At 70.6% G+C, this 13,786-nt stretch carries 11 protein-coding genes; 9 read left to right on the top strand and 2 right to left on the bottom strand.

Features of this window, described 5'->3' with window-relative positions; translation table 11 throughout:
- Positions 1-191 precede the first annotated feature (191 nt).
- The 4 genes from HFP15_RS14095 (at position 192) to HFP15_RS14080 (ending at position 5,027) form a co-directional block, all read left to right on the top strand.
- Positions 192-947: a GAF and ANTAR domain-containing protein gene (locus tag HFP15_RS14095; RefSeq protein WP_168515499.1), complete on the top strand. Its 756-nt coding sequence runs from the start codon at positions 192-194 to the stop codon at positions 945-947.
- On the top strand, positions 944-1,681 hold the full coding sequence (locus HFP15_RS14090; protein WP_168515497.1) for a GAF and ANTAR domain-containing protein: 738 nt from the start codon (positions 944-946) through the stop codon (positions 1,679-1,681). The genes HFP15_RS14095 and HFP15_RS14090 overlap by 4 nt, the downstream gene beginning before the upstream one ends.
- A 75-nt stretch (positions 1,682-1,756) precedes the next feature.
- The gene (locus HFP15_RS43870) at positions 1,757-4,180 is read left to right on the top strand and encodes an MFS transporter (RefSeq protein WP_312871586.1); all 2,424 of its coding nucleotides are present in this window, start codon (positions 1,757-1,759) and stop codon (positions 4,178-4,180) included.
- A gap of 7 nt (positions 4,181-4,187) precedes the next feature.
- Entirely contained in the window at positions 4,188-5,027 is an 840-nt protein-coding gene (locus HFP15_RS14080) for an ABC transporter permease (RefSeq protein WP_210717210.1), read from the top strand.
- Between the two features lie 3 nt (positions 5,028-5,030).
- Here the strand turns inward: HFP15_RS14080 and HFP15_RS14075 are convergent, their stop codons facing one another.
- Positions 5,031-6,350: an MFS transporter gene (locus tag HFP15_RS14075; RefSeq protein ID WP_168515495.1), complete on the bottom strand. Its 1,320-nt coding sequence runs from the start codon at positions 6,348-6,350 to the stop codon at positions 5,031-5,033.
- Between the two features lie 143 nt (positions 6,351-6,493).
- A complete protein-coding gene (locus HFP15_RS14070) occupies positions 6,494-7,462 on the bottom strand; it encodes an NADPH:quinone oxidoreductase family protein (protein WP_168515493.1) in 969 nt (322 codons plus the stop codon).
- Between the two features lie 209 nt (positions 7,463-7,671).
- Between HFP15_RS14070 and HFP15_RS14065 the strand changes: the two genes are divergently transcribed.
- The 5 genes from HFP15_RS14065 (at position 7,672) to HFP15_RS14045 (ending at position 13,748) form a co-directional block, all read left to right on the top strand.
- The gene (locus HFP15_RS14065; RefSeq protein WP_168515491.1) at positions 7,672-9,270 is read left to right on the top strand and encodes a sensor histidine kinase; all 1,599 of its coding nucleotides are present in this window, start codon (positions 7,672-7,674) and stop codon (positions 9,268-9,270) included.
- Between the two features lie 31 nt (positions 9,271-9,301).
- Positions 9,302-10,528 carry an acetyl-CoA hydrolase/transferase family protein gene (locus tag HFP15_RS14060; protein ID WP_246271689.1) on the top strand — a complete coding sequence of 409 codons (1,227 nt, stop codon included), beginning with the start codon at positions 9,302-9,304 and terminating at the stop codon, positions 10,526-10,528.
- Positions 10,529-10,612: 84 nt separating this feature from the next.
- A complete protein-coding gene (locus tag HFP15_RS14055) occupies positions 10,613-12,043 on the top strand; it encodes a glycosyltransferase (protein ID WP_168515487.1) in 1,431 nt (476 codons plus the stop codon).
- Positions 12,040-13,008 (top strand): galactose-1-phosphate uridylyltransferase, encoded by a 969-nt coding sequence (locus HFP15_RS14050; protein ID WP_168515485.1) that lies wholly within the window; start codon positions 12,040-12,042, stop codon positions 13,006-13,008. Before HFP15_RS14055 ends, HFP15_RS14050 begins: the two co-directional genes overlap by 4 nt.
- Positions 13,005-13,748: a PIG-L family deacetylase gene (locus tag HFP15_RS14045; protein ID WP_168515483.1), complete on the top strand. Its 744-nt coding sequence runs from the start codon at positions 13,005-13,007 to the stop codon at positions 13,746-13,748. The genes HFP15_RS14050 and HFP15_RS14045 overlap by 4 nt, the downstream gene beginning before the upstream one ends.
- The last annotated feature ends 38 nt before the right edge of the window (positions 13,749-13,786 follow it).

Genomic DNA, 13,786 nt, shown 5'->3' with positions numbered 1-13,786 from the left:
TGCCCCGGATGGGCCGGTGCGGCGATCCTCGCGCCGCGGCGCCGCGCCCGGCGATGGCCGTTGGACACCACCTGCGAGGACCTTTCGCACCACCCCATCGCGCAAGGACCAATGGCCCTTCCGGGTACCGGCGAGCTGAGAAAAGATCGGTCAATGGGAAAACCACGGTGTGGCAGCAGCAGGTTCTCGTGATGAAGACCGAGCGGGTCACGCGGGCCTGGGCGAACATCACCTCGCACGGGACCGATGGTGCGGCGCCGGCGCCCGAACACGCGTGCGTTGCCTGCGTGCAGGCCACCGAGATGACCGGCGCCAGCCTGATGCTGGCCAGCGACAGCACGTTACTGGAAGCGGTGTGTTTCACCGATTCCCGCGCCGGCAAGATGGAGGAGTTGCAGGCGAGTCTCGGGCAGGGACCGGGAATCGACGCCGTCGAATCGGGCTCGCCCACCCTCGTGGACGATCTGGCCTCGCCACTGAGCGGACGCCGCTGGCCCGCCTTCGCACCGGCTGCCGCACGGATCGGCGTGCACGCCCTGCACAGTCTCCCGCTCGCGCTCGGCGCCCTCCGGGTCGGCGTGCTGGACCTCTACCGGGACACCCCGGGTCAGCTCAGCCAGGATCAGCTGCTCGACGCCCTCGTCTACGCCGACACCGCGCTCCTGCTGGTGCTCGACGCCCGCACCGGGATCACCACGTCGGTCAACGGTACGGCCGCGGCGAGCAGGCCACCCCTGTGGCGTGCCGAGGTGCACCAGGCGGCGGGAATGGTGTCGGTCCAGATGGGGATCTCCGTACTGGACGCACTCGTGCGGCTGCGCGCCCACGCCTACAGCCACGAGCTGCAACTCACCGCCGTCGCACGCGCGGTGGTGGAACGACGGCTGCGTTTCGCCCCCGGAGACGCAGATATCGTAACCGACCACGCTCCCGGGAGAGATGCATGACCGGCCCGCAGCATGCCGTCACCACGGCGTTCGTCGAACTGGCCGACACCCTCGTCGCGGATTTCGACCTCGTCGACTTCCTGCACCTGCTCACCGTGCGGTGCCAGCAGACGCTCGGTGTCGACGCGGTCGGACTGTTGCTCGCCGACAACCGCGGCGGGCTCAACCTGCTGGCCGCCTCCAGCGAACAGGCGCAGCTGCTGGAACTGTTCCAGCTCCAGCACGAGGAGGGTCCTTGCCTGGACTGCTACCACACGGGCGCCCCGCTCAGCTGCCCCGATCTGACCGCTGAGACGACCCGCTGGCCGCGTTTCACCGCCGAAGCACTCGGCGCCGGTTTCGCCGCGGTGCACGCCCTGCCGATGCGCCTGCGCGACGAGGTCCTGGGCGGGCTGAACCTGTTCACCACCGAGGCGGGGCCCCTTGATCCCACCCTGCTTTCGGTGGCGCAGGCGCTGGCGGACGTGGCCACGATCGGCCTGCTGCACGAACGCGCCATGCGGACGCGGGACCTGATCGCCGAACAGCTGCAGAACGCCATCAACAGCCGCCTCGCCGTGGAACAGGCCAAGGGCATCGTCGCCGAACGCGCGGACATCAGCGTGAGCGACGCCTTCGAGCGGCTGCACACCTACGCCCGCAGCCGCCACTGGAAACTCCACGACCTCGCCTGGGCCGTGGTGAACCACTATCCCGCGATCGCCGACCTCTACACCGACGGCGACGACACCTGAGGAGGGACGATCGGCTCCTGCTCGGTGTCCGTTGTCCTCTCATCCGGCACCACCGCGGCGTGGTGATGTGGGCTCGTGAGCCTTGCCACCACCCCGGCCCCGGGACAATGGGAGCGCATCCGGGCCGCGCTGCGCGTCGGCCCGTTCCGGCGCATGTGGACGGTGCTGGCCTTCTCCTCGCTCGGTGACTGGCTCGGCGTGCTGGCCACCTCCACCTTCGCGGCCGGGCAGGTCAGCGGGTCGGCCGCCAAGGGCGCGGCGTTCGGCGGCGTGATCGCGGTGCGGCTGCTGCCCGCACTGGTGCTCGGCCCGCTCGCCGGGGTGCTCGCCGACCGGCTCGACCGCAGGCACACCATGGCCCTGTGCGATCTGGCCCGGTTCGTGCTGTTCGCCTCGATCCCCGCGGTCGGCCTGCTGTCGGCTTCGGCGCCGCTGGTCCTCGGCTGGGCCGCGCTGGCCACGTTCGTGATCGAAGCGCTCGGTCTGGTGTGGGGGCCCGCGAAAGAGGCCGCGGTGCCCAACCTGCTGCCCCCGGAGCGCCTCGAAGCGGCCAACCAGCTCACCCTCATCACCACCTACGGCGTGGCACCGGTGCTGGCCGCACTGGCGATGGCCGGTATGAACGGCGTCATCCCCTTCCTGTTCGGCGGGCACGTCCCGGCCTGGGCGGGGCCGCCCAAGATCGCGTTGTTCTTCAACGCCGTGACCTTTCTGGCCAACGCGGCCGTGGTGTTCTTCGGCATCAAACAGATCAGCGCGACGACCCGGCCGGCGGCCGAACAGCCGCACCTGCTGCGCGCACTGGCCGACGGCTGGACCTACGTCGCGCACGACCGCCTCGTCCGTGGCTTGGTGCTCGGCGTGCTGATCGCGTTCGCCGGGGCGGGCGCGGTGATCGGGACCGCGCAGTTCTACGCCCGCTCACTCGGCCGCGGCGACGGCACGTTCTCCCTGCTGTTCGCCGTCCTGTTCATCGGGCTCGCCGCCGGCATAGCCGGCGGTCCGCTGCTGGTCGGCTCGTTGTCCCGACGGCGTTGGTTCGCGTTGTCGATCGTGTTCGCCGGATGCACCGTCGTGGTGCTGGCGCTGGCGCCGGGACTGGTGGTCGCGCTGGCCGGCGCGCTCGGCACCGGCACCGGTGCGGGCATGGCCTTCCTCTCCGGCGTGACGCTGCTCGGCACCGAGGTCGGCGACCGGGTCCGCGGCCGGGTGTTCTCGTTCGTGCAAACCGGAAGCCGCGTCGTGCTGCTGCTGTCGATCTCGTTGTCGAGTGTCCTCGTCGGCGTCGGCGGCTCGTGGTGGGTCCACATCGGAGGGATGGCGATTTCGTTGTCGGCGACCCGGTTGCTGCTCGGGGTCACCGGCGTTCTCGTGGTCGCCGCGGGCATCGCGGATTTGCGCCAGATCGACGACCGGCCCGGCGTGCCGGTGATGCCCGACCTCCTGCGCTCACTGCGCGGGCCCAAGGTCCCGCGCGCCCGGGCCGCTCGGCACTTCGCGCCGCCTGAGGCCGCCGATAGCGTCCCCGGCATGGCGATGGCAGTCGAGGCGGAGCAGTTGAGCAAAGGGTTCGGCCAGGTGCTCGCGGTGGACGACGTGAGCTTCGCGGTGCCCGAAGGCGAGGTCTTCGCCTTCCTCGGGCCCAACGGCGCTGGAAAGTCGACCACGATCAACATGCTCTGCACGCTGGCCCGGCCCACCTCCGGCACGGCCAGGGTCGCGGGGTTCGACATCCTCGAGGACCCGAAGGCGGTCCGCGGCCACATCGGACTGGTGTTCCAGGAGAACACGCTGGACGAGCAGCTCACCGCCGAGGAGAACCTGCGGTTCCACGCCGTGCTCTACCGCGTGCCGCGCGCCGAGCGGGACGCGCGCATCGACCGGGTGCTCGCGCTCGTCGGGCTCGCCGACCGCAAACGGGACCTGGTGTCGGCCTTTTCCGGTGGCATGGTCCGGCGGCTGGAGGTGGCGAGGGCACTGCTGCACGCGCCGCGGGTGTTGTTCCTCGACGAGCCGACGATCGGACTCGACCCGCAGACCCGCTCTCTACTGTGGACGGACATCCTGCGGCTGCGCGACGAGGCAGGCATCACCGTTTTCCTGACCACGCACTACATGGACGAAGCCGAGTACGCCGACCGCATCGCGATCATCGACCACGGCCGGATCGTGGCGCTGGACACCCCGGACAAGCTGAAGGCCGTCGTCGGCGCCGACACGGTGGAGCTGCGTACGGCCGATGACGAGACGGCGCTTTCCGCGCTGCGGCTCGCCGGTTTCGACGTGCACCGCACCTCGGACGGGATGATGATCCCCGTGCCCGACGGCGAGGCTGCCGTGGGCACGCTGGTGGGCGCGGCCGGAGTGCCGGTCCGGTACGTCCACGTGCACCGCCCCACATTGGACGACGTCTTCCTGTACTTCACCGGCCGCGAAATCCGCGACGAGCCGGGCGAAACACGCTCGATGATGGTGCGGGCGCGGGCCGCTCGCCGATAGGACGCGCATGATGGTCACCACGGCAGGAGAACACGACCTGGCCGCCGAGGCCCGCACCGCGGGCATGGTCTGGCAGCGCGAGCTGATCCGCTACACCCGGACCAGGATCCGGATCGTGACCGGGCTGATCCAGCCCTTGCTCTTCCTTTTCGTGCTGGGCTACGGAATGTCGTCACTGGTGGGCACCACCGGCGGCTTCGACTTCAAGAAGTTCGTCTTCCCCGGCGTGGTGGCGATGAGCGTGGTCACGACCGCGATCTTCAGCGCGATTTCCATCGTGTGGGACCGGGAATTCGGCTTCCTGCGGGAGATGCTCGTCGCGCCGGTCAGCCGCACCGCGCTGGTGCTGGGCAAGACCGCGGGCGGCGCCACGGTGGCCACCGTCCAGGGCACGATCATGCTGGTACTGGCCCCGCTGATCGGGGTGCGCATGACGCCCTGGCTCGTCGTGGAGGTGATCGGACTCGAACTGCTGATGGCGGTCGCGCTGACCTCGTTCGGCGTGTTCGTGGCCAGCCGCATCGCGAAGATGGAGAGCTTCCAGGTCGTCATGCAACTGGTGCTGCTGCCGATGCTGTTCCTTTCCGGTGCGTTGTTCCCGGTGTCCGGGTTGCCCGCCTGGCTCACCGTCGTCACGCGGATCAACCCGCTGACCTACGCCGTCGACCCGCTGCGCCGGGTCGTGTTCGCCGCGCAGGACATGCCGGCCGCCGCGAAAGCCCGCTTCCCCACCGGAGTCGACCTGTTCGGCTACACGCTCCCGATCGGCGCGGAAATCGGCATCGTCGTGGTGTTCGCCGTCGTCTTCATCACCGCCGCGATCCGCTCGTTCGGCCGCGCGGAATAGCCCTCACACCCGTGCGGGCTCCTTCTGCCGCTGCCTGAGCACGCCGATCGGACGGCCGTCGAGATGCCTGCGCGGCAACAGCAGCACGAGCGCGATCCCGATCGCCGCGGGAATGACGAACACGTAGAAGCTCCACCGCACCCCCACGTCGGCGGACACGATGAGCCCTCCGACGATCGGGCCGGTGATACCACCGAGCCGCGCCACGGTCATGATCGTGCCGAGTGCCGTCGCCCGGTTCGCCGCGGGGAACCAGGTGGCGATGAACCCGTTGAGGATCACCGACGTGCCGTTCGCGCCGACCCCGGCGAGCGCCACCGCGATGTACAGCACGAACGTCGGCGGGCCCGCGCTCATCGTGACCAGCGAGACGACGCCGATCGCGAAGCCCCACATCGCCACCGGCCGGGGACCTGCCCGGTCGGCGAACCACGACATCGCGGCCGCCCCGGCGATCGCACCCAGGCTCATCGTCGCCAGGAAGCTCAGCGCCGAGCCGAGCGGGTAGCCCGCCGACCGCATGATCTGGGGCAGCCAGGTGGACAGCCCGTAGATGAACAGCTGGCCGATGAAGGTGGTGACCGCGAAGACGATCGCCATCGTGAGCAGCGGCGGCCGGAACAAGTCCCGCAGGCCCGCCCGCTGCTCGACGGAACGTTCACGCGCCACCGGCTCGTCCAGCCCGTACTGCCGCGCGACCCGCTTGGCTTCCTCCAGCCTGCCCTTCGCGGCGAGGAAGGCGACCGACTCCGGGAGCAGGAAGTAGGCCAGGGGCACCAGCACGACCAGCGGCAGCACGCCGAAGGCGAACATCGGCCGGAACCCGAACGACTCCAGCACCACCAGGCCCAGCAACGACGCCCCGATCGTGCCGACCGAGAAGCCGGAACTGACCAGCGCGTTGACCAGGTTCCGGTGGTCGCGCGGCGCGAACTCGACCGACAGCGCCAGCGCCGTCGGCAGCAACCCGCCCAGCCCGACGCCGGAAAGGAAACGGAACAGCCCGAACAACTCCACGTTCGGCGCGACGGCACAGGCGACCATGAAGACCGAGAACCAGCTCATGCTGGCCATCAGCATCTTGCGCCGCCCCAGAAGGTCGGTCGCGAAACCGCAGATCAGCGTACCGACGAGCATCCCCATGAACGCGTAGCTGGCGATCACGCCCGCCCCGGCGGCGTCCAGGTGCCATGCCTTGTAGTCCAGCAGCGACGGGATCGTCGTCGCGAAGACCGACAGGTCGTACCCGTCGAAGATCACGGCGAGGCAGCAGATCGCGGCCACCACGGTGCCACTGCGCTGCCGGACGGCAGGTGCGCTCATGCGGTCCTCCTCGACCTCGCGACACGATCACACGTTGGTGATGATCATTGCAATCATGACCATGAATGTCCAGCCCCGGTTCGAGCTCGGGCCGAGGTGAGACAGCGTGTGGGCGTCGAGGCCGTCAGCCGCGCCCCGCGGACTCAGTCCCGCAGGGAGAGCACCATCTTGCCGGCGGCCGAGCGGTCAGCGAGCGCACGCAGCGCGCCGGCCGCCTCGGCCAGCGGGCGCACCTGCGGCTCGGTGACCCGCAGCCGGCCGTCGTCGAGGAACGGGTAGAGCTGGTTCCACTGGCGCCGCAGGTAGTCGGGTTCCTGGCGGAGCACCTCGCCCCAGCCCGCACCCAGCACCGAGGTGTTGTTCAGCAGCAACCGGTTGACCTTCACCGTCGGAATACCGCCCCCGGTGAACCCCAGCACCACCACCCTGCCCTCCGGAGCCAGGCTGCGCAGGCTGTCGGTGAACCGGTCCCCGCCGACCGGATCGAGCACCACATCCACCCCACGCCCGCCGGTGAACTCCCGCACCGCCTCCAACCAGCCCTCCACCAGCACCACATGATCCGCACCCTCGGCAGCGGCGACCTTCGCCTTGCGCTCGTCACTGACCACCCCGATCGCCCGCAACCCCCACGCACGACACAGGTTCAACGCCGCCACCCCGACCCCACCCGCCGCGCCATGCACCAGCACCGTCTCCCCCGGCTCCACCTTCGCCCGCCGCCGCAACGCGAAATGCCCGGTCAGATAGTTCACCGGCAGCCCGGCCGCCGTCGTCGCCGGCACGTGCTCCGGCAACGGCAGCACCTGCGCCGGGTCCACCGCCACCACCTGCTGCCAGGCCCCGTCCATCGCGATCACGACGACCCGCCGGCCGGGGGTGAAGCCACTGCCCGCCGGGGCCTCCCGGACAACGCCCGCGGCCTCCATCCCCAGCACGCAGGGAAGCTCCCGCTTGACCTGGTAGAGCCCCTGGGACTGCAGCAGATCCGGGAACGACACACCCGCCGCGTCCAGCTCGACCAGCACGCGGCCGGCCGCGGCAGGCTCACCGACCTCCTCCAGCCGCAGCCCGTCCGGTCCGGCGAACTCGGTCAACCGCATGGCGAGCATCGATGCTCCTTTCGATCGGGCGGGCAGCTCGGTCCACAGTAGGCGGCGCGCCCCGGCCGCCGCGGCGGCATGACCCGTGCGGAGTATGGCTTTGATCAAGAAGAGGGCCGTATGGTGAGATCATTGCGATCACGAGATCTCTCGTGCAGGTCCACCTCCGCTCCGGACCTCGGCGGATCCGCGAAACACGCTGACGCCAGAGGAAGAAGATGCCGAGCGGCGACCGGGACACGGCGGCCACCGCGCTCAAGGTCACGTTGCCGCGCTTGCGGCTGCGCGAGCTGCTGGGCGAGGTGCGGGACCGCATCGAAAGGCTGTCCGGGTCGCGGGAACAGCTGGACCGGCTGCTCGAAGCGATACTCGTCGTCACCGCGGGCCTGGAACTGGAGGACACGCTGCGCCGCATCGTGCGGGCCGCGACCGAACTCGTGGGCTGCCGCTACGGCGCGCTCAGCGTCCTGGACCAGGCACACCAGAAGCCGGCCCAGTTCGTGTACGAGGGCCTCACCTCGGCGATCGGCGACGTGCCGGAGCATTCCTCCCTCAGCGTCCCGGTCCGCATCCGCGACACCGTCTACGGCAATCTCCACCTCACCGAGAAACACGACGGGCAATCCTTCACCGAGGACGACGAGATCATCCTGCAGGCGCTCGCCGCCGCCGCGGGCGTCGCCGTGGACAACGCTCGCCTCTACGAGGAATCCCGCCATCGCGAAGCGTGGCACGAGGCCACCAGCGATGTGCGCGCCGCACTGCTGGCGGGCACGGACATCGGCGACGTGCTGCAGCTGGCCGCCGATCGCGCCCGCGAGCTGACCGGGGCCGATACCGCCTTCGTCGCCGAACCCGAGGATCCCGAGCTCCCGGTTCGCGACGTCACCACGCTGACCGTCACCCACGGCAGCGGGCAGCACGCCACGACCGTGCTCGGCCGGCGAGTTCCCATCGGGGGTTCCGGGCAGGGCAGCGCCTTTCGTGAGGCGCGCCCGGCCGAGCTGCCCACGCTGGGACACGAGCCGCTCCGCGACGTGTCCGGGCCCGCGCTCGTGCTCCCGCTGCGCGCCGCCGCCGACACCGTCACCGGTGTGCTCGTCGCGCTTCGTGCCCCGGGTGCCGCGCCGTTTCGGCCCGGTGAACTGCCGCTGGCCGCCGGGTTCGCCGACCAGGCCGCCATCGCCATCCGCGTGACCCAGGACCGGCGCCGCCTTGCCGACCTCACCGTCCTGAGCGAACGCGACCGCACCGCCCACGAGCTGCACGACCAGGTCATCCAGCGCCTGTTCCTGCACAGCCTCAACCTGCAGAGCACCTACCCGCGCGCACGCAACCCCGAGGTGCGCCGCGAACTCGCCGATCTCGTGGACGACGCGCACAGCATCATCGGCGACATCCGCACCGCCATCTTCGATCTGCACACCGACTCCGGGGGCCCCACCCGGTTGCGTGCCCGGCTGCACGAGATCGTCGCCGAAGCGACCGGCAACAACGAACTGCGCACCACCATCCGCATTTCGGGCGACCTCGCCGGGCTTCCCGGGTGCCTCGCCGAGCACGCCGAGGCCGTCGTTCGCGAAGCAGTCTCCAACGCCGTCCGCCACGCCCGCGCCTCCACGATCACCGTCATCGTCGGCGTCACCGACGAGCTGGTCATCGACGTCGCCGACGACGGCATCGGCATCCCCGAGAAGGTGGCCACCAGCGGCCTGCACAACCTCGCCGACCGCGCCACCGAGGCGGGCGGCAGGCTGGACGTGGGCCGCCCCGGCACCGGCGGCACCCGGATCCGCTGGACCGCGCCACTGGGCTGAGCCCCGTCCGGCGACAATGGGCGCCGTGCGCATGATCTCCGAATCGCAGTTGTCCGCCGTGCTCGCCGGTGTGCCGGGGGTGCCCAGGGTGGTTGCCGGCGGCAACTTCGCCGCCCCGCACCGGGCGCTGGCCGTGGTGGACGGCGCGCTCGCCCGATACCGGCTGTTCATGCTCAACGCGCAGCAGGGCGTGCCGGACCGGGCCGGGGTCACCCTGGAGACGCCCTTCGTGGGCGCGGGCATGCGCGGCCGCGACGGCCTGCGGTACTTCCCGTCCCGGTTGTCGCTGGTGCCGAACCTGCTGCGGGACGTCCTGCCACCCGACATCGTGGTCGTGCACACCTCGGCGCCGCGTGCCGGCGCCGTCTCGCTGGGCACCGAGGTCAACATCCTGCCCGCGGCGATCGAGGCGGCACGGGCCCGCGGCGGCCTGGTCGTGGCGCAGGTCAACCCGCGGATGCCGTTCACCTACGGCGACGCGCTGATCGCCGAGGACGAGATCGACCTCGCCCTGGAGACCGACGAGCCGCTGCCCAGCCCGCTCCCCCGCCCGCCCGACGAGGTGTCGCGGGCGATCGGGGCGCGGGTGGCCGAGTTGGTGCCGGACGGGGCGACGCTGCAGCTGGGCATCGGGGCGGTGCCGGATGCCACCCTGGCCGAGCTGACCGCGCGCCGCGGCCTGGCGATCTGGTCGGAGATGTTCAGCGACGGCGTGCTGGCGCTGGACAAGGCCGGCGCGCTCGACCCGGACGTGCCCGTCACGGCGTCCTTCCTGTTCGGCGGTCCGGAGCTGTACGCGTGGGTCGACGGCAATCCCCGGGTGCGGATGCTGCGAACCGAGAAGACCAACGACCCCGGCCTCATCGCCCGCCGCCCGAGCCTGGTCTCGGTCAACAGCGCGCTGCAGGTCGACCTGTTCGCCCAGGCCAACGCCAGCCGGGTGCACGGCGCGATCTACTCCGGATTCGGCGGGCAGACCGACTTCGTGGTCGGCGCGCTGCACTCCCCCGGCGGGCGCGCGATCATCGCACTGCCGTCCTGGCACCCCAAGGCGGACACCTCGACCGTGGTGCCCCGCCTCACCGGGCCGGTCACCTCGTTCCAGCACAGCTTCATCGTCAGCGAGCAGGGCACCGCGCACATCTGGGGCCACGACGCCGCCGGGCAGGCACAGCAGATCGTCGACCACGTCGCCCATCCCGGCGTCCGCGACGAACTCCGCGCGGCCGGACGCGAACTCGGCTTCCCGCTGCGCTGAACGCTCCTCGAAGGGCCATAGGTCCCCGAGGTCCGTTGCCGATGGACCTCGGTGCGAGGCGCGGGGATGTGCTGCGGTGGAGACATGCTCCAGACCGTGGACATCGGGCAGCTGTCGATCGCCTCCTACCGGACGGCGGTGCCCGAGCAGATCATGGATCCCTTGCTGGACACGGCGAAACGCCTCCGCGGCGCGCGTGTCCTGCATCTGAGCGCGACCCCGTACGGCGGCGGCGTCGCGGAGCTGCTGCGCTCGGCCGTCCCGCTGTACCGAGATCTGGGCATCCACGCGACCTGGAAGATCATCAGCGGCCCCGAGCCGTTCTTCGCGGTGACCAAGAAGATGCACAACGCGCTGCAAGGCGCCCCCGCGGTCCTCACCGACACCGACCGGACGCTGTTCGAGCGGACCGCGGAACGCAACGCGGCGGCACTGTGCTCGGATCCGGAATTCCGCGACGTCGATTTCGTGTTCGTGCACGATCCACAGCCCACGGCCCTGAGGTCCTATGTGGACGATGGAAAGGGAAGCTGGATCTGGCGCTGCCACATCGACACCTCCGAACCGGACCCGGCCACCTGGCACTACCTGCGTGGTTTCCTCGACGGGTACGCGGCCACGGTGTTCACCATGGCCCAATTCGTGCCGCCGGACCTGCCCCTGGATCTGATCGACGTCATCCCGCCCGCCATCGACCCGCTGAGCCCGAAGAACATGTCGCTGGACGACCGGACCGCGCACGCGGTACTCAACTGGATCGGCATCGAGCCCGGCCACCCGCTGATCACCCAGGTGTCCCGGTTCGACAAGTGGAAGGACCCGCTCGGTGTGATCGAGGCCTACCGCATCGCGCGCGAGACCGTGCCGGACCTCCAGCTCGCCTTGGTCGGCTCGATGGCACTCGACGATCCGGAGGGCTGGGACGTGTATCGCACGATCAGCGACGCCACCGACGGCGATCCGCTCGTCCACCTGTTCACCAACCTGACCGGCGTCGGCAACATCGAGGTCAACGCCTTCCAGCAGCTGTCCCAGGTGATCGTGCAGAAGTCGATCCGGGAAGGATTCGGGCTCGTCGTGTCCGAGGCGCTGTGGAAGCAGACCCCGGTGGTCGCGGGCCGCGCGGGCGGCATTCCGTTGCAGATCGCCGACGAGTGCGGCGGCGTCCTCGTCGATTCGGTCGAGGCCTGCGCCAAGGCGCTGATCGACCTGCTCACCGACCCGGGCCACGCCGCGACCCTCGCCGCGGCCGGCCGCGAGCGGGTACGCAAGCATTTCCTGTTGCCGCGGCTGCTGCTCAACGAACTCACCCTGCTGGCCGGGCTCGCCGCCGGTGAGCCGGCAGGCGACCTGCCGGGCACCGGCACACCACGCGACCCGGTGTGCGGCATGGTCCTCACCACCTTCGACCCACAACTCACCCTCGAGCGCGACGGTATGGTCCACCATTTCTGCTCGCGGCACTGCCTGGCCACGTTCGACCGCGGTCCGGCGGACGGGGAGGCTGCCTCATGACCGCGACCAAGGCCTGGCACGGTGGCGAACTGCGCTGGGACCACCTCGACGGCGAATGGACGGTACTGGCGCCAGGGCGCGCCGCGCGGCCCCAGGGCGCCGCCGCCCCCTGCCCCTTCTGTCCCGGTCCCGGGGAGGACACCCCGCCGGAGACGTGGCGGCTTCCCGGCGAGCGCCCGGGAAGCTGGCAGGTGCGGGCCGTACCGAACCGGTACGCGCTGTCCGACCACCACGAGGTCATCGTCGAGTCCCCGGACCACGACTGGAATCCCGCGACCGCGACCACCGCCGAGGTCGGCAACGTGCTGCTCGCCTGGCAGGCGCGGCATCGCGCGCTGCGCAGCCACGCCGCGCAGGTCGTGCTGTTCCGCAACCACGGGGCCGCGGCCGGCACCTCGTTGTCGCATCCGCATTCCCAGGCGGTCGGGTTGCCCGTGCTGTCCTCGGCGACGCGGCGCGAGCTGACCGTGATGCGCGAACACTACGACCGCAACGGCCGCTCGTTCGCCGCGGAGATCCTGGCGGGCGAACTGTCCAGCGGGGAACGCATCGTGCTGGCCGACGGGGACACGGCCGCGTTCGTCCCGTTCTCCCCGGCGGCCGAGTTCGAGGTCCGGATCTCGCCGACCCGCAACCGCGCGGACTTCGCCGCCGTGCCGCACGGGGAGCTCGACGGCATCGCACGCGCCCTGCGCACCGTGCTCGCGGCGCTGCACACGGAACTGCACGAACCCGCCTACAATCTCGTGCTGCACACCGCGCCCGTCGGCCTCGAGCACGTGCCCTACCTGTCGTGGTGGCTGCGGATCCTGCCGCGGCTGACCATTCCCGCCGGGCTGGAGCTGGCGACCGGGATCCCCGTCAGCACCGTCCTTCCCGAGGAGGCCGCCAAACGGCTGCGCGACCGGGTCCAGGACCCAGGCTCGCAGGAAGTCCCGGCACGGCAACGAGAGGACGCTGGATGATCCACAGTTACTACATCGCCGGTCACTCCGACGACGCACTACTGTTCCGCGGCCAGCAACTCTACATCGACCAGCACACCCAGGGCGCCCAGGTCGTGCACATCACCACCACGGCGGGCGACGCCGGGCGCACCGACGGCTGGTGGCAGGCACGCGAGCAAGGCAATGTCGCCGCGCTCAACGCCAGCATGGGCGATCCGCCGGTGGTCTCGGAGAGAATCGCCATGGGCGGCCGCCAGCTCACCCGCTACCGCGCCGCGAACTGGTTCCTCTACCCGTTGCGCCTGCCCGACGGCGGGCTCGACGGCAACGGCTTCGGGCACGGTTCGCTCACCCAGTTGCGCAACGGTCAGATCAGCTCGCTGACACCGCTCGACGGCAGCGCGCCCTACCGGGGCTGGTCGGCGTTCGTGTCCATCCTGCGCGCGATCATGGCCGCCCATCGCGACAGCGGCGAGGTCCCGTGGGCCAACACCGCCGACCCGAGTTCCACGAGCAATCCCGGCGACCATCCCGACCACTACGCCACCGCGGCGGCCGTCGACAGTATCGCTGGTACGGACAACATGAACGCCTGGTACTGGGTCAGCTACGACACCCAGCACCGCCCGGCCAATCTCGGCGGATTCGATCTGGAGGCCAAACGGTTTCTCTTCGCCGCGTACGGCTGGGAGACCGGCGGCCCGAACGAGCAGGAATGGTCGTGGTGGGGGCAACGCGACTACGGCCGCGTGCGCTGAGGTGCGGCGACGGCAGGCGTGTGGGTAAGGTCGGCGCC

This window comes from Amycolatopsis acididurans (assembly GCF_012328925.1).
Lineage (GTDB): Bacteria > Actinomycetota > Actinomycetes > Mycobacteriales > Pseudonocardiaceae > Amycolatopsis_E > Amycolatopsis_E acididurans.
This window is presented reverse-complemented; position numbering and strand designations above follow the sequence as displayed.